This is a genomic window from Variovorax gossypii (assembly GCF_003965815.1).
In the GTDB taxonomy this organism is placed as follows: domain Bacteria; phylum Pseudomonadota; class Gammaproteobacteria; order Burkholderiales; family Burkholderiaceae_C; genus Variovorax; species Variovorax gossypii.
On record NZ_RXOE01000001.1, the window covers coordinates 1,110,896 to 1,131,560 of the forward strand.

The following is a 20,665-nucleotide window of genomic DNA, read 5'->3' on the forward strand; positions in this document are numbered from 1 at the left end:
CATGCCTACGATAATCGCTCGACATGCAACCGTCTCCCCCCGCAGCCCACCCGCAGTCGCCGCGCGACCTTTTCGTCTCGTTCACCTGGCTTGCGCTGCAGGGCTTCGGTGGCGTGCTGGCCATCGTCCAGCGCGAGATGGTCGAGAAGAAGAAATGGCTCACGCCCGAGCAATTCCTCGAGGACTGGGCCGTGGCGCAGGTGATGCCGGGGCCCAACGTGATCAACCTCGCCCTGATGATCGGCGACCGCTACTTCGGCCTGCGCGGCGCGCTGGCCGCGGTGGCTGGCATGCTGACCATTCCGCTGGTGGTGATCCTCGCGCTGGCCGTGCTGTATGCGCACTACGCCGGCAACCCGCAGGTGGCTGCCGCGCTGCGGGGCATGGGGGCGGTGTCCGGCGGGCTCATCGCCGCCACGGGCATCAAGCTGGTGCCGCAGCTGCGCAAGCACCCGCTGGGCTTCACGACCTGCCTGGTCTTCATGGCGCTGGTCTTCGTGGCCATCGCGGTGCTGAAGATTCCGCTCGGCTGGGTGCTGCTGGTGGTCGGCGGCGTGGCCTGCATCTGGACCTGGAAGAGGATCGCCCCATGACCATCGTCATGCAGTGGCACGACTGGCTGGCCCTCTTCGGGCAGTACATGCTGCTGTCGCTGCTGTCGATCAGCGGCGCCATCACCACGGTGCCCGACATGCACCGCTACCTCGTTTCGCAGCACGGCTGGCTCACCGACGCGCAGTTCAGTTCCTCGGTCGCCATCGCGCAGGCGGCGCCCGGGCCCAACGTGCTGTTCGTGGCGCTGATGGGCTGGAACGTGGGCCTCAACGCGGGCGGCGGCATCGGCGCGGGGCCTCATGCCTGGCTGCTCGGCCTCTTCGGGCTGATGGTCACGATGCTGGGCATCATGCTGCCGAGCACCACCCTCACCTACTTCGCCACCCGCTGGGGCCACCGCAACCGCACGCGCCGCGAGGTACGCGCCTTCAAGCAGGGCATGGCGCCCGTGGTGGTCGGACTGCTGATCGCCACCGGCTGGGTGCTGGCGGCCGGAAACCATGCCGGCGATGCGCCCGCGTGGCACCTGTGGCTGCTGACCGGCGCCGCCGCGCTTATCGTCTGGCGCACGCGCATCCACCTGCTCTGGCTGCTCGGCGCCGGCGCGGTGCTGGGCGCCGTGGGCTTCGTCTGATCCTTCCCATCCCTTTCATCAGGAACACATCGACATGTCGCAACTTCGCCCGCTCGGCCGCTCCGGCCTCCAGGTTTCCCCGCTCGCCTTCGGCGGCAACGTGTTCGGCTGGACCGTCGACGAGGCGGCCTCGTTCAAGCTGCTCGACGCCTGGCTGGACGCGGGCTTCAACTTCGTCGACACCGCGGACGTGTACTCGGCATGGGTGCCGGGCCACACCGGTGGAGAGTCGGAAACCATCATCGGCAAGTGGCTCAAGCAAAGCGGCAAGCGCAACCGCGTGGTGCTGGCCACCAAGGTCGGCAAGCCCATGGGCGAAGGCAAGGTGGGCCTTGCGCCCAAGTACATCCGCGAAGCCGTCGAGGCCTCGCTCAAGCGCCTGCAGACGGACCACATCGACCTCTACCAGTCGCACGACGACGATGCCAATACGCCGCTGGAGGAATCGCTCGGCGCCTTCGACGACCTGATCAAGCAGGGCAAGGTGCGCGCCGTCGGCGCGTCGAACTACACGGCGCCGCGCCTGGCCGAGGCGCTCGACGTGTCGGAGCGCCTGGGCATCGCCCGCTACGAGAGCCTGCAGCCGCTGTACAACCTGTACGACCGCGCCGTGTTCGAGGACGCGCTGGAGCCGCTGTGCATCAAGCGCGAAGTGGGCGTGATCAACTTCTACGCGCTGGCCGCCGGCTTCCTCACGGGCAAGTACCGCACCGAGGCCGATGCCGCCAAGAGTCCGCGCGGCGCCAACACCACCAAGAAGTACCTCAACGAACGCGGCCTGCGCATCCTCGACGCGCTCGACAAGGTGGCCCAGCAGTACAACGCCAAGCCGGGCCAGGTCGCCATCGCATGGCAGATCGCGCGACCGGGCGTGACTGCGCCCATCGCCAGCGCGACCTCCATCGCGCAGCTCGAGGAACTCGTGGTCGCGACGCAGCTGAAGCTCGACGCGGGCACCATCGAGATGCTCGACCGCGCCAGCGCCGAGACGGCGAAGCCCGCGGCCTGATGAGCGTGTTCGACGCCATCGCGGCGCCCACGCTGGAGCACTTCGTCGACCTGCGCGTCGAGGTGGGCGTGCCGCAGATCCTGGGCAACGGCCCGCGCGGGCTGCGCCGCGTGGTGCCGATCACCGGCGGCGAGGCCATCGGCCACGGCTGGCGGGCCCGAGTGCTGCCCGGCGGCAGCGACTTCCAGCTGATCGTGAGCGACACGCTCTCCGAACTCGACGCTCGCTACAGCCTCGAGACCGATGCAGGCGACCTGGTCTACGTGCAGAACAACGCCCTGCGTTCGGCCTCGCCCGAAACGATGGCCAGGCTGCTGCGCGGCGAGCCGGTCGATCCGTAGCAGGTGTACTTCCGCTGCAGCCCGCGCTTCGAGACCGCCTCGGCCTCGCTGAAGTGGATCAACGAGCGCATGTTCACCGGGGCCGGCGTGCGCCACCCGGCCGAGGTGGTGATGCGCTTCTTCGTTTTGCGTTAGTCGTCAGCCTCCGGCGCGGGCACCTGAGCAATCGAGCGCCTCAGTCAGTCAAGCCAACCGGGTGTCCTACGTCGCTTCCCGCGTGACGCCGCCGTTGAGCGATCGTGGCTTCGCTCTCAGCCAGAGCGCGCTCTGCGTCCTCTCGGGCTTCCGACTTTGCGATCGCATCCTTGTACTTCTGGGCCTGTGCGGTCGCCCACCCGACCACCAAGGTGCACAGCCCAACCAGGGGCTCGAGTCTCTGGCCTTTGTCCGGATCGAACAGCCACCAAAACAGAAGCCCGGTCACGACCAGAGAACCGCCCGTCAACCAACGCAGTCCCGTACGTGAGAACCATCTGCCCGTGTAATCGCCCTCCAGAGCCCTGCTCCGATCCTCCAGCTTTTCCACGCGCCGTCGATCCTTGGAAGACTCGGCGAACAAGGCGCTGCTGACGCGCTCGTAGACCAGGAAGTCCTCGATCATCCTTGCGATCACGCTGTGCGAAAACTGTAGCGGGCCGTCGAAGTGACCCCAGATCAGCCGCGACTTCTTGCGTCGGACGTTTCTTGACTCAAAGGGATAGAACAACACAACCACGCTTCCCAGCGCGCTTTGCGAAACCACCAGCGTGCACCCCGACTCCAGATCGCGCTCACCAGCACCGCCGACCGGATGCTGACCGCAGAAGAGTTGAATCGTGCGGCGCGCGTCGATGCGACTGACGTACATCGATTCAAACCACCCTGCATCCATCGCATGGTCGCAGGCAGATCTGAAGTGGAGCTCAATCCGGTCGGCAACGATGTCCCAACTGACCCTGCGATAGAGAAGCTGTAGAGCAGCCGCATCGTTGATTGCCGCCTGCTTCTTCAAGGCTTCGGCATGAGAGGCGTCCTGCTCCTCCGTCAGGGCGAAGCTGATGTTCATGCGAGAGTCATCGGGCCAGTTCATTCACTGAGTCTATCCACGGCTTCTGCCGGATGACTTCAGCGATCGAACCAATACCGCGCACTCTTAGCCATCGACCGGATTCAGCGGCGTCGCAAGGATGCGCTGGTAAAAAGCCACGTCGAGCCAGCGCCCGAACTTGAAGCCGGCCTGCCGCACGGTGCCCGAGTGCTCGAAGCCCAGGCGCTCGTGCAGCGCGATGCTGCCGGCGTTCGCGGCGTCGATGGCGCCGACCATCACGTGCACGTCGCGCTTCACGGCCTCCTCGATGATCGCTTCCATCAGCGTGCGGCCCAGGCCCGCGCCGCGATGCGCGCTGTCCACGTAGACCGAGTGCTCCACCGTGTACTTGTAGGCGGGAAAGGCGCGGAAGGTGCCGTAGCTCGCGAAGCCCAGCAGCTTGCCGCTGTCGTCCTCGGCGCCGATCACCGGGAAGCCGTTGGCGCGCTTGGTGGCGAACCACGTGACCATGTTCTCGGCGGTGCGTGGCTTGTAGTCGTACAGGGCGGTGGAAGTGACGATGGCCTCGTTGAGGATGGCCAGGATCGCGGCGGAGTGGGCTTCTTCGGTGCAGGAGATGAGACGCATGGTGCGGTTCCTCGTTCGGGTTTCGTTGAAATTTCGTTCAATATAGGAGAATAATAATCTCATATGAGAAACGATTCATCTCCCGTCGACACCCCGGGTCCGAACATCGACATGCTCATCGCCACCCGGCTGCTGGCATTGAGGCAGGCGCAGGGGCTGAGCCTCGCCGACCTGGCCGAGCGTTCGGGCGTGAGCAAGGCCATGATTTCCAAGGTGGAACGCGCCCAGAGCAGCCCCACCGCCGTGCTGCTGGGAAAGCTGGCGGCCGGGCTCGGCGTGGCGCTGGCGCAGCTGCTGACCGAGGAGAAAGCGCAGCCGAAGCGACTGCGCACGCGCGCCGGGCAGGAGGTCTGGCGCGACCCGCAAGCGGGCTATCTACGGCGTCAGGTCGCCGAGCGCCAGGCGGGCAGCGGCGTCGAGATGGTCGAGATCGAACTGCCGCGTTCGGCGCAGGTCGACTACCCGCGCTGGAGCGGCAAGCCATACCGCCAGTGCCTGTGGATGCTCGAAGGAGAACTGCGGGTGGACTACGGCGACGAGCGCTTCGAGCTCGCACCGGGCGACTGCCTCGACTTCGGAGTCGACCGGCCGCTGGTCTTCAAGGCGCTGGGGCGCGGTGCCTGCCGCTATCTGCTGGTGGCGAGCCCGGAATAGGCGGCGCACGGGGGTGGCGTACCCCCGAGGTAGGCAAGCTCCCACATTCACATTCGGCGCGCACCGGTGCTGCGGGCGGCGCCGGCCGGAATACTGCAAGACATCTCGACTTCCGGAGGAACGACGATGTCTTTCGCGCTCTACATGATCGGTTTCCTGATTTTCCTGGCCGGCGTCGCCTGGGGCGCCTCGGTGGCCGGCGTGCCCACGCTCTACATCGGCATCGGCGCGGTGATCCTGCTGGGTATCGGCATCTTCAGCGCGGTGGGCCGCACGCGCGGCAAGGACCCTTCCTGAGTTCACGCGGGCTTCACGCCGCCCGCACAGAGGGTCGCTAACTTCGCAGCGCGCATCGCGAGAGGCGGTGCGCGTTGCTTCAAGTCAGCGGCCCCATGCATACATCTCCAACCTTCTTTTCCCCGCTTCTTCCCTCCGCCTCTTCGGCGGCGCCCGCACCGGCCTCTGCTGCCGGCAACGGCATGGGCCATCTCAAGGTCGATTTGCTCGTCGTCGGCGCCAGCTTCGCGGGCCTCGCCTGTGCCCGGGCGGCGGCGCTCGCTGGCCTCAGCGTGATGGTGCTGGAGAAGAAGACCGCGGCCGGCGCCAAGCTGCACACCACCGGCATCATCGTCAAGGACGCGGTCGACAGCGTGCCCTGGCTGGCCGAGGTGCCGCCCGCGCTGGTGCGCCGCATCGAGGGCGTGCGGCTCTACGCCCCCGACATGCATCACGTCGACCTGCATGCGCCCGGCTACTGGTTCTGGGCCACCGACGCGCCCGCCCTGCTCGACTGGATGGTCGATTCGACCCGCGCCTGCGGCGTCGACGTGCGGCTGGGCATGCTGTTCGAGCAGGCCCTGTGGCTCGACGGCCGCTGGGAAGTGCCGCTGACGCACGGCCCCTGCATCACGGCTACCTACCTCGTGGGCGCGGACGGCCCGCACTCGCGCGTCGCCAAGGCACTGGGCCTGTCGCGCAACACGCGCTTTCTCTACGGCGTGGAGCACGAATACCAGGGCGCAAGGATGGCGCCCGACCTGCTGCACTGCTTCATCGACCGCAAGCTCGCGCCCGGCTACATCGGCTGGGCGCTCGAAGGGGTCGGCGTGAGCCAGATCGGGCTGGCGCGCCGCATGGTGCACGACGATGCGGGCGCGCTGAGGCTCGAACCGCTGCTGCGCAAGATCGCCCCGGTGGTCACGCCCGGCGACGCGCCGCCCGTCGCGGTGCGCGCGGGAATGATCCCCTGCGGCGGCGTGCTGCCGGTGGTGGCGCGCGAAGGGGCGCTGCTGGTGGGCGATGCAGCGGGCATGGTGTCGCCGGTGACCGCCGGCGGCATCCACACGGCCCTTCTGCACGGGCAAGGCGCCGGCGAGGCCGTGGCGCGCTTCGTGCGCGGCGAGGTCGGCGACCCGGCCACGTGGTTCGTGCGCGGCTACCCGGGCTTCAGGCTCAAGCGCACGCTGCGCTGGGCCTTCGATCATTTCCAGAACGACTGGATGTTCAACCGCCTGCTGGGCACGCCGCCGATGCGGCGCATGGCGGAACTCGTCTACTTCCACCGCAAGGGCAGGTCGCTGCCCCGGGGCTAGGAAAGAACCGGAAAAGAGTCAGGAAAGAGCAGAGAAAGAGATCAGGCGCTGCGCTGACGCAGTGCCTCGTAGAGGCAGACACCGCTGGCCACCGAGACGTTCAGGCTCTCGACCGCGCCGGCCATCGGGATGCTCACCAGCTCGTCGCAGGTCTTGCGCGTGAGCTGCCGCATGCCCTCGCCCTCGGCGCCCAGCACCAGCGCCAGCGGGCGCTTGAAGTCGCTCTGGTAGATGGTGCCCGGCGCGTCGTCGCTGGTACCCACGCACCAGATGTTGCGCTCCTTGAGCTCGTTGAGGGTGCGCGCGAGATTCGTGACCATGAAGTACGGCACCGTCTCGGCCGCACCGCTCGCCACCTTGGCCACGGTGGCGTTGATGCCGGCCGCGTGGTCCTTGGGGGCGATGACCGCGTGCGCGCCGGCGCCGTCGGCCACGCGCAGGCAGGCGCCGAGGTTGTGCGGATCGGTCACGCCGTCGAGCACCAGCAGCAGGGGCACGGTGCCGGCCTCTTCGAGGCCTTCGAGCAGTTCGTCGAGAGAGCGGACCTGGGCCACGGGCTCGACCCGCGCCACCACGCCCTGGTGGCCGTGGCTGCCGCTGAGCTTGGAGAGCCGCGCGCCGTCGGCCTCGATGAGTCGCACGCCGGTTTCCTGCGCTCGCGCGAGGAACTGTTTCATGCGCGCGTCGCGCCGGCTGGCGTCGAACAACACTTCGAGCACCGACTTCGGCGCGGTCTTGAGGCGCACGCCCACGGCATGGAAGCCGAAGATCACTTTGGGGGAAGACATCCGTGGATTATCCCAGCCCCCTCGGGGCCGGCCCGCCGTGCGCGTTCAGGCGATCGGCAGGCCGCTGAGCGCGCGGGTGCGCTCGTCGTGCAGTTCCTGCACCGCCAGCGCGTTCGGATGCACTTTCGCGGCGTTGCCCACGCTCTCCAGGTACTGGCAGGCGGCGTGGCCCTGGGCGGCCTTTTCATAGCGGGCGATCCAGGCGTCGCGCGCGGGCAGCTTCTCGGGCGATACCGGCCACACGCCCGGCTGGGGCCGCATGTGGTCGCCAATGCCCACGCGCCAAGGCTTGGCGCTCACGCGGGCGCGAAAGCAGTTCTGGTTGCGGCACATGCGCGCGTAGACCTTGTCGACGCCCAGCGCATGGAAGCAATCGGCCACCGCGGTAGCGGCCGGGTCGAAGACGTCGTGCATCGCCAGCAAACGAAAGCCCGCGGGGGTGCGGTAGATGCGCAGATGCCAGTCGGGATGCTGCTGCATGAAACGTGCGATGCGCTCCGCCGCCCGCTTCTCCGGTGCGGGGTTGCCGCTGTGCTCGCCGCGCTTCTTGCGCTGGCCGATGACCCACGCCACGACGAAGACCACGATGCCCGCGATCAACCCGCCCAGCCAGGTCCTGGCGGCCCAGCCGCCGACCACGCCGGCGATCAGCGCCGGCACCAGCGCGAAGCCGAACACGCTGCCGCGCAGGGGCTCCTCGAAGTCGATGTCGACGAACAGCACGTCGGGCGTGTTGAGGCAGCGCGCGCCGTAGGTGTTGCGCGTGATGACGGTGTCGCCCTGGCGCTCGACGATTTCCTCGCGGATCGGCACGCCGTCGGCGCCGTTGTAGGGCATCTTGCGCTCGCGGAGTTCGAGCTTCTCGCCCTTGTGGACGATGCGGTCGAAGGCCTCGCGGGTGCGCTGGTCGGCGTGCGCCTGCGCGGCCACGGGGCTCTCGTCGGACCAGCCGTAGCGGCGCACGGTGACCTGCTTGCCGGCCACGCGCTCCTGGACGCGGCCTTCGGCCCAGAACTGGGGAACGATCATCGCCTCAGGCCTTTCCGCCGAACAGCAGCCAGACCAGGACCGCCGCGAGCAGGATGATCAGGATCGGCAGCCACTTGTAGCCGTCGCCCTGCACGCGGCCCGGCTCGACCATGGGGCGCCGGGGCATGTGCTGGGTCAGCGGGCCGAAGCTGCCGAGCGCGGGGTCGTCGTGGTTGTCGACCAGCCGCTTGGCGGCCGACAGGCTCAGCCCGGTGGCTTCGCGCGTGAGGCGGATGGCCTCCATCTTGTTGCCCTGCGCCAGGGCAGCGAGCGCGGTGGACGGCATCGATGCGAAGCCGCGATCCTGCTTGGCCGCGGTGGGAACGCAACGTCCGCCTTCGCTGTCGTCCTCTCCCCTTTCCAGCCGGTCGGCATACCGGTCCACAGCTTCCTTGGCCGACTTGAGGTCCACGCCCGTGCGGCTGCGCACGATCTTGATGGCCTCGATCATCCTGCCGCGCTGCAGCGCCAGGACGGCGTCGGGCGGAAGCTCCTCCATGAATATCTCCTCGAAAGTGACGGGCGCTTTATTTATGTTTCATAGCTTATTGCGCTTGTCAGGCGGGCGCCAGAGCCACTTTTTCATTAAGAGCGACGCGCCCGGCCTCGATGGTGATACGTCGTTCGCAACGCGCCGCGATGCCCCGGTCGTGGGTGACGAGCACGAGCGTGGTGCCGAGCTCGCGGTTCAGGTCGAACATCAGCTGCATGACCTGCTCGCCGGTGGCGAAGTCGAGGCTGCCGGTGGGCTCGTCGGCCAGCAGCAGCGCCGGCTGGACGACGAAGGCGCGGGCCAGCGCCACGCGCTGCTGTTCGCCGCCGGAGAGCACTTTCGGGTAGTGCCCTAGCCGCTGGCCCAGGCCGACGCGGCCGAGCATTTCGGTGGCGGCCTTGCGGGCGTCCTTGCGGTTGGACAGCTCCAGCGGGAGCATCACGTTCTCGAGCGCGCTCAGATTGCCGAGCAACTGGAAGCTCTGGAACACGAAGCCCACGCGCTGGGCGCGCACCGCGGCGCGCTCATCCTCGTCGATGGCGAAGATGTCCTGGCCGGCCAGGCGCACCGTGCCGCGCGTGGGCGTATCCAGCCCCGCGATGATCGACAGCAGCGTGCTCTTGCCGGAGCCCGAGGCGCCGACGATGGCGGCGGTTTCCCGCGCGCCGAGGGTGAAATCGATGTCCTGCAGAATGTCCAGCGTGCCTGTCGAATCGGTGACGGACTTGAACACATGCTCGACGGCGACAATGGCATCAGACGGGGGTTGGGACATGGAAAGGCTCTGGTTTTGAATCGACGTGACTTTATCTTGACCACCACCGCGCTCGGCGGCGCGGGGCTATGGACGACCGCGGCGCAGGCCCAGGCCCAGGCCCAGTCCCAGACATCTTCGTCTTCGGGCAAGCCGGTGATCCTGGTGCTCGGCGATTCGCTGAGCGCAGAGTACGGCCTCAAGCGCGGCGAAGGCTGGGTACCCTTGCTCGAAAAAAGGCTTGCGCAGCAGAAGGTCGCGGCCACCGTGGTCAACGCCAGCATCAGCGGCGACACCAGTTCCGGCGGGCGCGCACGTTTCGCGCCGCTGCTCGCGCAGCACAAGCCCAGCCTCGTGGTGCTCGAGCTCGGCGCCAACGACGCCCTGCGCGGCCTGCCGCTCACCGACACCGAGAACAACCTGATGCAGATCACCAAAGCGGCCCAGGCTGCGGGCGCGAAGGTGCTGATCGTCGGCATCCAGGTGCCCCCGAACTACGGTGGCGACTACACGCGGCGCTTCGAGGCGGTGTTCTCCAAGGTGGCCGAGGCGACCAAGTCGGGGCTGGTGCCCTTCCTGCTCAAGGGCGTGGCCGACGCGCCCGATGCGCTCTCGCTGTTCCAGGCCGACCGCATCCACCCGACGGCGGCCGCGCAGCCTCGACTGCTTGACAACGTCTGGCCCGAGCTGCGCAAGCTCCTGCCGAAGCAATGAAAAAAGCCGCCGCGGGCGCAGGCCCGCGGCGGCTTTTTGATTGGCACGCCAGAAGCGAATCAACCGTTCTTGGTAGGCAACTCGGGAACCGTGGGGGGATCGCGTTCGAGCGAAGCCACATCGGTCTCCGGGTCTCCAGGAGCCAGGCCGTCGCTGCTCGGATTGAGTTTGCGGTTCGCCTTTTCCCGGAGCTTTTCTTCCTTCTTTTTCTTCTTGGCCAGCTCTTTCTGGCGCTTCTCGTAGCCGTAGTTGGGTGTTGCCACTGCTTCTCCTTAGGCGCGGCAGTCAGGGTGACTGCACGTGGCCTACTGTAAGCGATAACGGTGCAGTCCCGGGAGGGTACCCCACGACGCGCCCCGGGCCATGGGAAGCGGTTTATTACATCCGGGCCAGGGCCTGCTGCAGATCGGCGCGCAGGTCGTCGACGTCCTCCAGGCCGATGGAAAAACGCACGAGCGTTCCCTTGTAGGGCCAGCGCGCCACGCTCGCGTCGCGCATCAGGCCGATGTCGTAGGGCACGACGAGACTGATCGGCCCGCCCCACGAGTAGCCGAGGCGGAACAGCTGCAGGCTGTCGCAGAAACGGTCGACCTGCTCGGTGCTGTAGCGCTCGTCGAACACCACCGAGAACAGCCCGGCGGCCAGGTTGGTTTCGCCGCAGAGCGCACGCCAGTGGACATGGCCCGGCGAGTCTTCGAGCGCGGGATGAAGCACCTGCGCGATCTCCTCGCAGCCGTTGAGCCAGCCGGCCAGTTCGCGCGCCGCGCGGTCGTGCGCGGCATAGCGCAGCGCGATGCTCGGAAGCGAACGCAGCAGCGTCTCGACGTCGCCCACGCCGATGCCGAAGCCCATGCGCATGTGGGTGAGCTTGAGCGCGCGGTGCAGGCGCTCGTCGCGGGTGGTCACGCTGCCCATGAGCACGTCGCCGCCGCCGCTGGGGTACTTGGTGAGCGCGTGCACCGAGATGTCGACGCCCTGCCCGCTGCCGTTGAAATCGAAGGGCGCGAAGGCCAGGCCGGCGCCCCAGGTGTTGTCCAGCGCGGTCATCACGCCGCGTGCGCGGCAGATGTTCACCAGCGCGGGCAGGTCGGGGAACTCCATGGTCACCGAGCCCGCCGCCTCGACCCACACCAGCCGCGTGCGATCCGACAGCTTGGCCGCGAGGTCGGCCGGGTTCATAGCGTCGTACAGGCGATGCGTGATGCCGAAGTTCGCCAGCTCGCCGGTGGCCAGCGCCTTGTTCGGGCCGTAGGCGTTGTCGGGGATCAGCACCTCGTCGCCCGTCTTCAGGAAGGCGAACGAGACCAGCGAGATGGCCGCCAGCCCGCTGGGCACGAGCAGGCATTCGGTGCCGCCTTCGAGCGTGGCCAGGCGCTCCTCCAGCGTGAAGGTGGTGGGCGTGCCGTGCAGGCCGTAGGTGTAGCCGGCCTTGGTGCGCCAGTCGCGCGCGCGCATGGCGGCCACGTCGGCGAAGAACACGGTCGACGCCTTGAACACGCCGGGCTGCGGCGCGGCGAAGGTTGCGGGCGGAACGTAGGGGTGGTGGATCAGGGTCGTGGAGGGCTTGCTCATGTGCAGATGCTAGTGGATCGAATCCGGGGCCTGCCGCTCAGGCCTGCCTGCGGCGCTTTCTGCGGCGACGGAGCCCCATTTGCGCGCGGTCCGTGCCCTTGCCAGAATCCGGCAACCAAGCTGGAACCTGCGAATGACCCTGACCGGTGGCTGCCTCTGCGGTGCGTTGCGATTCGAGATCGACGGGCCGGTGCGCATGCGCGGGCTCTGCCTGTGCCGGACCTGCCAGAAGGTTTCGGGAGGCGCCGGCAACCTGTTCGTGGGCCTGGAGGCTGCGGCCTTCCGATACACCCGCGGCGAGCCGCGCAGATTCGCCCGCGCGGACGCGTCCGATGCACCGGCGCGCGAGTTCTGTGCCGAATGCGGCGTGCATGTGGCCTCCCGTTCGCCCAAGGCCCCCGGTGGCTTGATCGTCAAGGTTGGTGCGCTGGATGACCCCGGCGCCTTCGGGAAGGCCGACATGGTGTTCTGGACGCAGGAGAAGCAGGCCTTCCACCACCTGCCCGAGGACGCGACCATCTTCGAACGGCTCCCGGGCCGATAGATAGGGACAGCATGCAGCTGACACGCCTGCCCTCCCCGCGCCTTCGACCCTTCGTCCGGCTGATGTGGGCTTCGGCGCCTGCGGAAAAGCCCGCCGAGCGACCGGGCGCGCGCGAGCATGTGCTGCCCACGGGCGGCATGCATCTCGTGTTCCGGCTCGGCGGGCCGCCGTTGCGCCTCTTCAGCGACGATGCGGACGCCGATGGCTTCACCGTGGGCCACGCCATGGTGGGCGGCGCCCGCTCCGCCTTCTTCGTGCGCGACGTGTCGATCCAGACACACTCGGTCGGCGTGATGCTGCACCCGGGTGCGGCGCGGGCGCTGCTCGGTGCCCCCGAAGACGCATTGGCCGAATGCCACACGCCGCTCGATGCGCTCTGGGGCGCGGACGCGGGCTTCGCGCTCGAACAGCTCCAGGGTGCGGCCTCCCTGGAGCGCCAGCTTGCGACCCTCGAGGCCCTGCTGAGCGCCCGCCTTGCCGCCCGCGCCATGCATGGCCTGCACCCCGCGGTGGCACAGGCGCTGGCGAGCCTGTCCAGCGCCGACGATGACGGGCAGGCAGTTGCCATCCGCGAACTGGTGAAGCAAAGCGGCTACAGCCACCGCCGCTTCATCGAGCTGTTCCGCGGCATGACGGGCATCGCGCCCAAGCAGTACGCGCGCATGCTGCGTTTCGATCGCGTGCTGGGACAGTTCGTGTTGGATCCGACCCGGCCCTGGGTCGAGCTGGCGCTGGAGGCCGGCTACAGCGACCAGGCGCACTTCAACCGCGAGTTCCTTGCGATCGCCGGCATGTCGCCCCAGGCCTATCGGCGCGCGGCGCCTGCGTCCTCACGGCACGTGCAGGTCTGACCGGGCTGCGCGTCGGCAAGGTCAAATTCGTTCAAGACCCGAAGCGTCGCGAATTCCAGAATCGCGCCCATCTCAACTGAAGGGACAACAAGGCCATGGCCATCCACGAACTGTTTCCGTACCTCTGCGTCCACGACGCCAAGGCAGCCATCGAGTTCTATTGCAAGGTCTTCGAGGTGAAGGAGATCTTCCGCCTGACCGAGCCGAGCGGCCGCATCGGCCACGCGGAGCTGGACTTCCACAACGGCGCGATCCTGATGATCTCGGAGGAATTCGCCGAATTCGGCATCCTCAGCGCGAAGACGCTGGGCAACACGTCCGTCTCGCTGCACCTGCACGTGGACGATGCCGATGCGGTGGTGGCACGCGCGGTCGCCGCCGGCGCCACGCTGGACATGGCGCCGCAGGACCAGTTCTATGGGGAACGCTCCGGCGTCTTCCATGACCCCTTCGGCCATCGCTGGAACGTGGGGCACAGCATCGAGAAGCTGACGCCGGAGGAAATGCAGCGGCGCTACACCGCCATGTTCACCGACGCCGGGTAGGCCGGCGCCAGTGTGGCCGGATCAGACCGACCACTTCTCGAGCAGCTTCTCCGCGCCCATGGAGTCGTAGCCTTCGAAGGGCTGGTGGATCCACGGGTTGGTCGCCAGGAATTCCACCTGGTAGTCGGGCGTGAAGGTCGACAGCGCCTTGGTCCAGATCACGGCGCTGCGCAGCTCGGTGATGGGCGGGTAGTTGTTGCGCAGCATGTCCATCACCGCGTGCAGCGTGTGGCCCGAGTCGGCCAGGTCGTCCACCAGCAGCACCTTGCCGGCGATCTCGCCCTTGGGCGTGGTGATGTAGCGGGCGATGTCGAGATGGCCCTGCACCGTGCCTGCATCGGCGCGGTACGAGCTGGTCGACATGATCGCCAGCGGCTTGTCGAAGATGCGCGAGAGAACGTCGCCGGGCCGCATGCCGCCGCGCGCCAGGCACAGGATGGTGTCGAACTGCCAGCCCGACTGGTGCACCTTGATCGCGAGCTTCTCGATCAGGTTGTGGTACTCGTCGTAGCTGACGTAGAGATGCTTGCCGTCTTCGGTCAACATGGGGTTTTCTTTTCCTCTCTCTTTGTTCAGTCGGCCAGGTAGGGGTGGCGCATCATGATCGTGTGGTCGCGGTCGGGGCTCGTCGACACCATGTGGATCGGCACGCCGGTGACCTGCTCGATGCGCTGCAGGTAGAGGCGCGCATTGATCGGCAGCTTGTCGTACTGCGTGACGCCCACGGTGCTTTCGCTCCAGCCTTCGAGGGTTTCGTAGATCGGCGTGCAGCGCTCGATCTCGTCCGCGCCCATGGGCAGGATGTCGGTGGTTTCGCCGTCGAGCTCGTAGCCGGTGCACAGCTCGAGCTTCTCGAGGCCGTCCAGCACGTCGAGCTTGGTGATGCACAGGCCCGACAGGCCGTTGACCTGCGCCGAGCGCTTGAGCAGCGCGGCGTCGAACCAGCCGCAACGGCGGCTGCGGCCGGTGGTCACGCCCTTTTCGGCGCCCACGGTGCTCATGTGGTAGCCCGGGGTGCCGGGCGTGGCCCAGTCGAGTTCGGTGGGGAATGGACCGCCGCCCACGCGCGTGCAGTAGGCCTTGGTGATGCCAAGGATGTAGTGCAGCATGCCCGGGCCCACGCCCGAACCGGCGGCGGCGTTGCCGGCCACGCAGTTGCTGGAGGTGACGTACGGGTAGGTGCCGTGGTCCACGTCGAGCAGCGTGCCCTGTGCGCCTTCGAACAGCAGGTTGGCGCCGTCGCGGTTGGCGTCGTTCAGCTCGCGCGATACGTCGGCCATCATGGGCTTGAGCAGCTCGGCGTGCTTCATCGCCTCGTTGAAGACTTCGTCGAAGTCGATGGCGGGCGCGCCCAGCACCTGGGTCAGCACGTGGTTGTGCAATTCGAGCAGCACGCGCAGCTTGGCGGCGAAGCGCTCGGGGTGCTTCAGGTCCTGCACGCGCAGCGCGCGGCGGGCGATCTTGTCTTCGTAGGCCGGGCCGATGCCGCGGCCGGTGGTGCCGATCTTCTCGATGCCGCCCTTTTCGCGGTAGGCCTCGCGCGCGATGTCCAGCGCGGCGTGGAACGGCAGGATCAGCGGACAGGCCTCGCTGATGCGCAGGCGCGAACGGACCTCGACGCCGGCCTTCTCCAGCCCTTCGATTTCCTCGAACAGCTTGGCGGCGGACAGCACCACGCCGTTGCCGATGTAGCACTTGACGCCGGGCCGCATGATGCCGCTCGGGATCAGGTGCAACGCGGTTTTCACACCGTTGATGACCAGCGTGTGGCCCGCGTTGTGGCCGCCCTGGAAGCGGACCACGCCCTGGGCGCTCTCCGTCAGCCAGTCGACCAGCTTGCCTTTGCCTTCGTCGCCCCACTGGGTGCCGACGACGACCACGTTTCTTCCGGTGGTTACGCTCATGCTCGTTCCATTACTTGAAAAATCAGATCGCACGGACACTCCACTGGCCGGCCTGCTCGACGAGCTCGCGGTCGCAGTGGAATTCATCGATTTCGCTGCCATGGCCCGGCAGCACGCAGACTACCGTTTCACCGGACTTGCGCAATTGGGCAATGGCCTGACGCAGGCCGGCCGCGTCGCTCCAGGGCGCGCGGATGGCGGCGCGCAGCGGGCGGGCCGGCAGCACGCCGACCAGTTCGCGCACGTCGAGGCTGAAGCCGACGGCCGGACGGTTGCGGCCGAACACGGCCCCCACCTCGTCGTAGCGGCCGCCGCGCACCAGCGAGTCGGCCGCGCCGGGCACGTAGATGCCGAAACGCATGCCGCTGTAGTACGCATAGCCGCGCAGGTCGGCCAGGTCGAAGCTGATCTGGCGGCCGGGCACGCCCTTCAGGCCGGAGGCAAGCTGCTTCAGGTCGGCCAGCGCCGCACCGACCGCAGGCGTGCCCTTGAGGGCCTTGGCCGCTTCGTCGAGCACAGCCTCGTCGCCGTAAAGCTGGATCAGAGCGCGCAGCCCGTCGCGCGAGGCGGCGGGGAAGTTCCTGGTGAGCGACTCGAGCTCGCTCGCGTCCTTGGCGGCCAGCGCGGCATGCACCTGGGCCAGCGTTGCGCCGTCGACCGGCACGCCGGCAAACAGGGCGCGCACGATGCGGGCATCGGCCAGATCGACGATCACGCCCTCGCGCAGGCCGGCGGCGTCGAGGCAGTCGAGCGCCAGCAGCAGGGTTTCGGTGTCGGCCTCGAGGCCGGCGTGGCCGTAGATTTCTGCACCGAACTGCAGGGGCTCACGGGTGGCATGCGGGCGATCGGGCCGGGTGTGGAGCACCGGGCCGCAGTAGCACAGGCGAGCCACTCCATCGCGGTTCAGCAGGTGGGCATCGATGCGCGCCACCTGGGGGGTGGTGTCGGCACGAAGGCCCATGCTGCGGCCGGAAAGCTGGTCGACGAGCTTGAAGGTCTGGAGGTCGAGCGCCTCGCCGGTGCCGGAGAGCAGCGACTCGAGATGCTCGAGCAGCGGCGGCATCACCAGCTCGTAGCCGTAGCCACGGGCGGTATCGAGCAGCTGGCGTCGAAGTTCTTCGATGTGGCGCGCCTCGGAGGGCAGCACATCGGCAATGTGATCCGGGAGGACCCAGGCGGACATGGGGATCGGGGGCGTGGTTAAAACGGGATTCTACCGGCACCGGGCACCCGGTCCCGCGCGGGGGTCGATCGACGGGCCGGACTAGGCCAGGATCCAGAGCAGAACCAGCCCCAGCAGGATGCTGCAGAGCCCGAAGAAACGAAGCTGGCCGTCGCGCAGCTGCATCAGCTGGCCGAAGCCGCGCCGCCACCCTCCCGGCGACACGAAGGGCAGGATGCCTTCGATCACCAGGACGAGCGCCAACGCGCTCCAGAAAGTGTCGGCGCTCACGGCTCCTGAAGACGGCTGCGGCCGGAAGTAATCAACGGCGAGGTGCGTTGGTGGTCGAGCCCGAGCCGTGCATGGCGCGGAAGAAGTCCGACGACGGGTCGAGCACCATCACGTCGCTCTTCTTGTTGAAGCTCTGCTTGTAGGCCTCGAGGCTGCGATAGAACTGCGCGAACTGCGGGTCGCGGCCGAAGGCCTCGCTGTAGGCGGCGGCGGCCTGGGCGTCGCCCTCGCCCTTGATCTTCTGGGCGTCGCGGTAGGCGTTCGCCACGATCACCTCGCGCTGGCGGTCGGCATCGGCGCGGATCTTTTCACCCTCGGCCGTACCGGTGGAACGCAGCTCGTTGGCCACGCGCTTGCGCTCGGCCTCCATGCGACGGTAGACCGATTCGGTGATGGCTTCCACGTAGTCGACACGGGTGATGCGCACGTCGACCACATCGACGCCCCAGGGCTTGGCCCCCTTCACCACCGACAGCACTTCGCGCTGCACGTCGGCCATCAGGGCCTCGCGGCGCACCGAGATCAGGTCGCGCACCGTGCGCTTGTTGATGTTTTCCTGGAACGCATTGCGGACCACGCGGTTGAGCTGCATGGCACCGGCGTTCTCGTCGAGGCCGACGTTGCGGATGTAGGCCTGCGGGTCGCTGATGCGCCAACGCACGTACCAGTCGATCACCACGCGCTGCTTCTCGGCGGTGAGCATCGGCTCGGTATCCACGCTCGACAGCGTCAGGAGGCGCTTGTCGATGTACGACACGTTCTGGAACGGCGGTGGCAGCTTGAAGTTGAGGCCGGGCTCGGTGATGACCTGCTTGATCTGGCCGAGTGCGTAGACCACGCCGAACTGCCGCTGGTCGACCACGAAGAGGGTCGAGCTTGCCAGCACGAGCAGCACGAGGATCGAGGTGGCGATGAATCCGATTCTGTTCATGTTCTTGCGGGCCTTTCTCAACGCACGTCGCGGTCACGCGAGCGGCCATCGCGGCCGCGCACGTCGGTCGTGGCAGGGGCCACCGGGATCACCGAGGATTGCGCCGGCGCGGTGCCGGCGACACTGGGGCTGGCCGCATCGACCGGCGTGGCGGCATTGCCGCTGCCGCTGAGCTGCATGAGCTTGTCGAGCGGCAGGTACAGCAGGTTCGAACCCTGCTTGCTGTCCACCAGCACCTTGGTCGTGCTGGCGTAGATCTGCTGCATCGCGTCGGTGTACATGCGGTCGCGCGTCACCTGCGGAGCCTTCTGGTACTCGGACAGCACCGCGCTGAATCGGCCTGCATCGCCCTGTGCCTGCGCCACGATCCGCGCCTTGTAGGCCTCGGACTCTTCCTTCAGGCGCGAGGCCGTACCGGTGGCCAGGGGCACCACGTTGTTGGCGTAGGCCTGCGCATCGTTCTTGGTGCGCTCGCGTTCCTGACCGGCCTTGAGCACGTCGTCGAAAGCGGCCTGCACCTGCTCGGGCGGGCGCACGCCGCCCTGCTGCAGGTTGATGCCCACGACTTCGACGCCGATCTTGTAGCGGTCGAGGATGGTCTGCATCAGCGCACGAACGCGCGGGGCGATCTGGTCGCGCTCTTCGGCGAGCGCGGCGTCCATCTTCATCTTGCCGACCACCTCACGCACGGAGGTCTCGGCCACCTGCACGACGGTGTCGGCGGGCGACTTGCTCTCGTAGAGCCACGCGCGCGGATCGCTCAGGCGGTACTGCACGGCGAACTTGATCTCGACGATGTTCTCGTCCTCGGTCAGCATCGCCGACTCGCGCAGGCCGGTGGAGCGCACGATGGCGTCGCGGCCCACGTCGGCGGAGCGGATCTGCGTGGTCACCACGACTTCGTGGCGCTGGATGGGATAAGGCAGGCGCCAGTTGAAGCCCGCGCCCACGGTGCTCTTGTACTTGCCGAACTGGGTGATGACGGCCTGCTGGCCTTCGTTCACGATGAAGAAGCCGGTGCCGAGCCAGATCAGGACGGCCACCGCGGCCACGAGGCCGATGCCGAAGCCCGCGTTCTTCATGTCGGGCTTGTAGCCATTGCCGCCACCGCCGCTGCCGCCGTTCGGGCGATTGCCGCCGCCCTTGCCGCCGAAGAAGCCGCCGAGCTTGCGGTTGAGGTCGCGCCAGAGCTCGTCGAGGTCGGGCGGGCCCTGGTTGGGGCCCTGTCCGCGGGGACGGTTGTCGTTGTTGTTGCCCGAGGGCGGAGGCGTCGGAGCGCCGGGGGGATTGGCATCAGGGGGCCGGTTGCCGGCCGGGCGGTCGCCGTTGGAGGACGGCTCGTCGCCACGCCCCCATCGGCCGTCGTTCAGGTTGAACATGCCCAGAAACCCTCTCCGCGCTGGCTTTGAATTCATTCGCTTCGTTCTCTTGTCAGTGGCGGGATTGTGCCCAATCCATCGGTTGCATCGTGCAATTCAGCGTCCGCAGCAGGGGTCATCGTATCGGGTGCGGAGCCCGACTGCCTGGCGAGCTCGGCTCGCAGCAGCGGTACGCCCTCGCCGGTCCTGGCGCTGAGGAAGATGCGGGGGACCTGCACGCCGTCGATTTCCATCTCGTCCTGCAGATGCAGCGGATGCTGCGTGCTTTCAAGGGCATCGAGCTTGTTGAAGACCAGAAGCTGCGGCACGGTGTCCGCGCCGATCTCATGCAGCACCGACTGCACCTCGGCCATCTGCTCCGGATAGTGCTGGTTGGAAGCGTCGACCACGTGCAGCAGCAGGTCGGCATCGACCGCCTCCTGCAGCGTGGCCTTGAAGGCATCGACCAGCCCGTGCGGCAGGTCGCGGATGAAGCCCACGGTGTCGGATATGGACACCTGCCGCCGCGCATCCCCCAGGTAGAGGTGGCGCGTGGTGGTGTCGAGCGTGGCGAACAGCTGGTCGGCCGCATAGGCGCGCGCCTTGACCAGCGCATTGAACAGCGACGACTTGCCCGCGTTGGTGTAGCCCACCAGCGAGATGTTGAAGGTGTCGCGCCGCTCGCGCTGGCGGCGCTGCGTGCCGCGCTGCTTCTGCACCTTGGCGAGGCGCTCGCGCGTGCGCTTGATCGACTCGCTGATCATCCGGCGGTCGAGCTCGATCTGCTTCTCGCCCGGGCCGCCGCGCACGCCTGCACCGCCGGTCTGGCGCTCCAGGTGCGACCAGCGGCGCACCAGTCGCGTGCTGAGGTACTGCAGGCGAGCCAGCTCGACCTGCAGCTTGCCTTCGTGCGAACGCGCGCGCTGGGCGAAGATCTCGAGAATGAGGAAGGTCCGGTCGTAGACCGCGACGTCGAGCTGGCGCTCGAGGTTGCGCTGTTGCGCAGGGCTCAGGGCCTGGTCGAAGATGACCTCGCTCGCCCTGTACAGGGCGGCCAGTTCCTTGATTTCTTCGGCCTTGCCGCTGCCAACGAACAATGCCGCGTCGGGCGCCTTGCGCTTGCACGCGAGACGGGCGACGGGAGTGAGGCCCGCGGTCTGCGCGAGCAGGCCGAGTTCCTCGAGTTCGCTGTCGAAATGGGGCAGCCCGAAATCGACGCCGACGAGAACGGCGGCGCCTTCCTGGCGGGGAATCAGTTCAGACAAGCGGGATCGGAAATTTGGAAAAAGC

At 67.7% G+C, this 20,665-nt stretch carries 25 protein-coding genes and 1 pseudogene; 11 read left to right on the forward strand and 15 right to left on the reverse strand.

Annotated elements, in window-relative coordinates; genetic code table 11:
- Nucleotides 1-23: 23 nt before the first annotated feature.
- The 4 genes and pseudogenes from EJP69_RS05200 to EJP69_RS05215 all read left to right on the forward strand — a co-directional run bounded on the left by EJP69_RS05200 (nt 24) and on the right by EJP69_RS05215 (nt 2,674).
- Nucleotides 24-593, forward strand: coding sequence for a chromate transporter (locus EJP69_RS05200; protein ID WP_093201499.1), 570 nt, complete (start codon nt 24-26; stop codon nt 591-593).
- Nucleotides 590-1,189 carry a chromate transporter gene (locus EJP69_RS05205; RefSeq protein ID WP_093304854.1) on the forward strand — a complete coding sequence of 200 codons (600 nt, stop codon included), beginning with the start codon at nt 590-592 and terminating at the stop codon, nt 1,187-1,189. Before EJP69_RS05200 ends, EJP69_RS05205 begins: the two co-directional genes overlap by 4 nt.
- A gap of 34 nt (nt 1,190-1,223) precedes the next feature.
- A complete protein-coding gene (locus tag EJP69_RS05210) occupies nt 1,224-2,198 on the forward strand; it encodes an aldo/keto reductase (protein ID WP_126468911.1) in 975 nt (324 codons plus the stop codon).
- A pseudogene (locus EJP69_RS05215) lies at nt 2,198-2,674 on the forward strand (DUF3237 domain-containing protein). The gene EJP69_RS05210 and the pseudogene EJP69_RS05215 overlap by 1 nt, the downstream one beginning before the upstream one ends.
- A gap of 40 nt (nt 2,675-2,714) precedes the next feature.
- On the opposite strand, the gene EJP69_RS05220 reads toward EJP69_RS05215, so the two are convergent.
- Together EJP69_RS05220 and EJP69_RS05225 are read right to left on the reverse strand one after the other, a co-directional pair.
- Nucleotides 2,715-3,584: a hypothetical protein gene (locus EJP69_RS05220; RefSeq protein ID WP_126468912.1), complete on the reverse strand. Its 870-nt coding sequence runs from the start codon at nt 3,582-3,584 to the stop codon at nt 2,715-2,717.
- Between the two features lie 87 nt (nt 3,585-3,671).
- Complete coding sequence (locus EJP69_RS05225) at nt 3,672-4,193, reverse strand: GNAT family N-acetyltransferase (protein ID WP_126468913.1); 522 nt, start codon at nt 4,191-4,193, stop codon at nt 3,672-3,674.
- 63 nt (nt 4,194-4,256) lie between these two features.
- Here EJP69_RS05225 and EJP69_RS05230 point away from each other — a divergent pair, with 63 nt between their 5' ends.
- The 3 genes from EJP69_RS05230 to EJP69_RS05235 all read left to right on the forward strand — a co-directional run bounded on the left by EJP69_RS05230 (nt 4,257) and on the right by EJP69_RS05235 (nt 6,439).
- Nucleotides 4,257-4,847, forward strand: coding sequence for a helix-turn-helix domain-containing protein (locus EJP69_RS05230; RefSeq protein ID WP_093201512.1), 591 nt, complete (start codon nt 4,257-4,259; stop codon nt 4,845-4,847).
- 126 nt (nt 4,848-4,973) lie between these two features.
- The gene (locus tag EJP69_RS29415) at nt 4,974-5,144 is read left to right on the forward strand and encodes a hypothetical protein (protein WP_019653095.1); all 171 of its coding nucleotides are present in this window, start codon (nt 4,974-4,976) and stop codon (nt 5,142-5,144) included.
- A 182-nt stretch (nt 5,145-5,326) separates the two neighbouring features.
- A complete protein-coding gene (locus tag EJP69_RS05235; protein WP_240652037.1) occupies nt 5,327-6,439 on the forward strand; it encodes an NAD(P)/FAD-dependent oxidoreductase in 1,113 nt (370 codons plus the stop codon).
- Between the two features lie 41 nt (nt 6,440-6,480).
- Here EJP69_RS05235 and rlmB read toward each other — a convergent pair whose 3' ends face one another.
- The 4 genes from rlmB to EJP69_RS05255 are packed head-to-tail and all read right to left on the reverse strand — an operon-like array spanning nt 6,481 to nt 9,524.
- Nucleotides 6,481-7,227, reverse strand: coding sequence for a 23S rRNA (guanosine(2251)-2'-O)-methyltransferase RlmB (gene rlmB, locus EJP69_RS05240; RefSeq protein WP_093201517.1), 747 nt, complete (start codon nt 7,225-7,227; stop codon nt 6,481-6,483).
- A 45-nt stretch (nt 7,228-7,272) separates the two neighbouring features.
- The gene (locus tag EJP69_RS05245; protein WP_093201520.1) at nt 7,273-8,256 is read right to left on the reverse strand and encodes a hypothetical protein; all 984 of its coding nucleotides are present in this window, start codon (nt 8,254-8,256) and stop codon (nt 7,273-7,275) included.
- Between the two features lie 4 nt (nt 8,257-8,260).
- Nucleotides 8,261-8,755 (reverse strand): hypothetical protein, encoded by a 495-nt coding sequence (locus EJP69_RS05250; RefSeq protein ID WP_126468914.1) that lies wholly within the window; start codon nt 8,753-8,755, stop codon nt 8,261-8,263.
- Between the two features lie 58 nt (nt 8,756-8,813).
- Complete coding sequence (locus EJP69_RS05255; RefSeq protein WP_126468915.1) at nt 8,814-9,524, reverse strand: ABC transporter ATP-binding protein; 711 nt, start codon at nt 9,522-9,524, stop codon at nt 8,814-8,816.
- A 36-nt stretch (nt 9,525-9,560) separates the two neighbouring features.
- Here EJP69_RS05255 and EJP69_RS05260 point away from each other — a divergent pair, with 36 nt between their 5' ends.
- Complete coding sequence (locus tag EJP69_RS05260; RefSeq protein WP_240652038.1) at nt 9,561-10,217, forward strand: arylesterase; 657 nt, start codon at nt 9,561-9,563, stop codon at nt 10,215-10,217.
- A 59-nt stretch (nt 10,218-10,276) separates the two neighbouring features.
- Here the strand turns inward: EJP69_RS05260 and EJP69_RS05265 are convergent, their stop codons facing one another.
- Together EJP69_RS05265 and EJP69_RS05270 are read right to left on the reverse strand one after the other, a co-directional pair.
- Entirely contained in the window at nt 10,277-10,480 is a 204-nt protein-coding gene (locus EJP69_RS05265) for a hypothetical protein (protein ID WP_093052173.1), read from the reverse strand.
- A 115-nt stretch (nt 10,481-10,595) separates the two neighbouring features.
- The gene (locus EJP69_RS05270; RefSeq protein ID WP_093201527.1) at nt 10,596-11,789 is read right to left on the reverse strand and encodes a PLP-dependent transferase; all 1,194 of its coding nucleotides are present in this window, start codon (nt 11,787-11,789) and stop codon (nt 10,596-10,598) included.
- 133 nt (nt 11,790-11,922) lie between these two features.
- Between EJP69_RS05270 and EJP69_RS05275 the strand changes: the two genes are divergently transcribed.
- The 3 genes from EJP69_RS05275 to EJP69_RS05285 all read left to right on the forward strand — a co-directional run bounded on the left by EJP69_RS05275 (nt 11,923) and on the right by EJP69_RS05285 (nt 13,729).
- On the forward strand, nt 11,923-12,333 hold the full coding sequence (locus EJP69_RS05275; RefSeq protein ID WP_126468916.1) for a GFA family protein: 411 nt from the start codon (nt 11,923-11,925) through the stop codon (nt 12,331-12,333).
- Between the two features lie 11 nt (nt 12,334-12,344).
- A complete protein-coding gene (locus EJP69_RS05280; protein ID WP_126468917.1) occupies nt 12,345-13,184 on the forward strand; it encodes a helix-turn-helix domain-containing protein in 840 nt (279 codons plus the stop codon).
- A 95-nt stretch (nt 13,185-13,279) separates the two neighbouring features.
- Nucleotides 13,280-13,729, forward strand: coding sequence for a VOC family protein (locus tag EJP69_RS05285; RefSeq protein ID WP_093201536.1), 450 nt, complete (start codon nt 13,280-13,282; stop codon nt 13,727-13,729).
- A gap of 21 nt (nt 13,730-13,750) precedes the next feature.
- Here EJP69_RS05285 and EJP69_RS05290 read toward each other — a convergent pair whose 3' ends face one another.
- The 7 genes from EJP69_RS05290 to hflX all read right to left on the reverse strand — a co-directional run bounded on the left by EJP69_RS05290 (nt 13,751) and on the right by hflX (nt 20,640).
- Nucleotides 13,751-14,275, reverse strand: coding sequence for a phosphoribosyltransferase (locus EJP69_RS05290; protein ID WP_093201538.1), 525 nt, complete (start codon nt 14,273-14,275; stop codon nt 13,751-13,753).
- A 26-nt stretch (nt 14,276-14,301) separates the two neighbouring features.
- Complete coding sequence (locus tag EJP69_RS05295; protein ID WP_093201541.1) at nt 14,302-15,633, reverse strand: adenylosuccinate synthase; 1,332 nt, start codon at nt 15,631-15,633, stop codon at nt 14,302-14,304.
- Between the two features lie 22 nt (nt 15,634-15,655).
- Nucleotides 15,656-16,816, reverse strand: coding sequence for an ATP phosphoribosyltransferase regulatory subunit (locus tag EJP69_RS05300; RefSeq protein ID WP_126468918.1), 1,161 nt, complete (start codon nt 16,814-16,816; stop codon nt 15,656-15,658).
- Nucleotides 16,817-16,897: 81 nt separating this feature from the next.
- Entirely contained in the window at nt 16,898-17,086 is a 189-nt protein-coding gene (locus EJP69_RS05305) for a DUF2065 domain-containing protein (RefSeq protein ID WP_019653109.1), read from the reverse strand.
- A gap of 31 nt (nt 17,087-17,117) precedes the next feature.
- Nucleotides 17,118-18,017, reverse strand: coding sequence for a protease modulator HflC (gene hflC / locus EJP69_RS05310; RefSeq protein WP_093201546.1), 900 nt, complete (start codon nt 18,015-18,017; stop codon nt 17,118-17,120).
- Between the two features lie 17 nt (nt 18,018-18,034).
- Nucleotides 18,035-19,396, reverse strand: coding sequence for an FtsH protease activity modulator HflK (hflK, locus tag EJP69_RS05315; protein ID WP_093201549.1), 1,362 nt, complete (start codon nt 19,394-19,396; stop codon nt 18,035-18,037).
- A gap of 32 nt (nt 19,397-19,428) precedes the next feature.
- A complete protein-coding gene (gene hflX, locus EJP69_RS05320; protein WP_093201551.1) occupies nt 19,429-20,640 on the reverse strand; it encodes a GTPase HflX in 1,212 nt (403 codons plus the stop codon).
- Nucleotides 20,641-20,665: the final 25 nt, after the last annotated feature.

Coding starts and splice junctions, on each gene's coding strand:
- EJP69_RS05200 (WP_093201499.1), top strand. CDS start 24: ATGCAACCGTCTCCCCCCGCAGCCCACCCGCAGTCGCCGCGCGACCTT.
- EJP69_RS05205 (WP_093304854.1), top strand. CDS start 590: ATGACCATCGTCATGCAGTGGCACGACTGGCTGGCCCTCTTCGGGCAG.
- EJP69_RS05210 (WP_126468911.1), top strand. CDS start 1,224: ATGTCGCAACTTCGCCCGCTCGGCCGCTCCGGCCTCCAGGTTTCCCCG.
- EJP69_RS05220 (WP_126468912.1), bottom strand. CDS start 3,584: ATGAACATCAGCTTCGCCCTGACGGAGGAGCAGGACGCCTCTCATGCC.
- EJP69_RS05225 (WP_126468913.1), bottom strand. CDS start 4,193: ATGCGTCTCATCTCCTGCACCGAAGAAGCCCACTCCGCCGCGATCCTG.
- EJP69_RS05230 (WP_093201512.1), top strand. CDS start 4,257: ATGAGAAACGATTCATCTCCCGTCGACACCCCGGGTCCGAACATCGAC.
- EJP69_RS29415 (WP_019653095.1), top strand. CDS start 4,974: ATGTCTTTCGCGCTCTACATGATCGGTTTCCTGATTTTCCTGGCCGGC.
- EJP69_RS05235 (WP_240652037.1), top strand. CDS start 5,327: ATGGGCCATCTCAAGGTCGATTTGCTCGTCGTCGGCGCCAGCTTCGCG.
- rlmB (WP_093201517.1), bottom strand. CDS start 7,227: ATGTCTTCCCCCAAAGTGATCTTCGGCTTCCATGCCGTGGGCGTGCGC.
- EJP69_RS05245 (WP_093201520.1), bottom strand. CDS start 8,256: ATGATCGTTCCCCAGTTCTGGGCCGAAGGCCGCGTCCAGGAGCGCGTG.
- EJP69_RS05250 (WP_126468914.1), bottom strand. CDS start 8,755: ATGGAGGAGCTTCCGCCCGACGCCGTCCTGGCGCTGCAGCGCGGCAGG.
- EJP69_RS05255 (WP_126468915.1), bottom strand. CDS start 9,524: ATGTCCCAACCCCCGTCTGATGCCATTGTCGCCGTCGAGCATGTGTTC.
- EJP69_RS05270 (WP_093201527.1), bottom strand. CDS start 11,789: ATGAGCAAGCCCTCCACGACCCTGATCCACCACCCCTACGTTCCGCCC.
- EJP69_RS05275 (WP_126468916.1), top strand. CDS start 11,923: ATGACCCTGACCGGTGGCTGCCTCTGCGGTGCGTTGCGATTCGAGATC.
- EJP69_RS05280 (WP_126468917.1), top strand. CDS start 12,345: ATGCAGCTGACACGCCTGCCCTCCCCGCGCCTTCGACCCTTCGTCCGG.
- EJP69_RS05285 (WP_093201536.1), top strand. CDS start 13,280: ATGGCCATCCACGAACTGTTTCCGTACCTCTGCGTCCACGACGCCAAG.
- EJP69_RS05290 (WP_093201538.1), bottom strand. CDS start 14,275: ATGTTGACCGAAGACGGCAAGCATCTCTACGTCAGCTACGACGAGTAC.
- EJP69_RS05295 (WP_093201541.1), bottom strand. CDS start 15,633: ATGAGCGTAACCACCGGAAGAAACGTGGTCGTCGTCGGCACCCAGTGG.
- EJP69_RS05300 (WP_126468918.1), bottom strand. CDS start 16,816: ATGTCCGCCTGGGTCCTCCCGGATCACATTGCCGATGTGCTGCCCTCC.
- hflC (WP_093201546.1), bottom strand. CDS start 18,017: ATGAACAGAATCGGATTCATCGCCACCTCGATCCTCGTGCTGCTCGTG.
- hflK (WP_093201549.1), bottom strand. CDS start 19,396: ATGTTCAACCTGAACGACGGCCGATGGGGGCGTGGCGACGAGCCGTCC.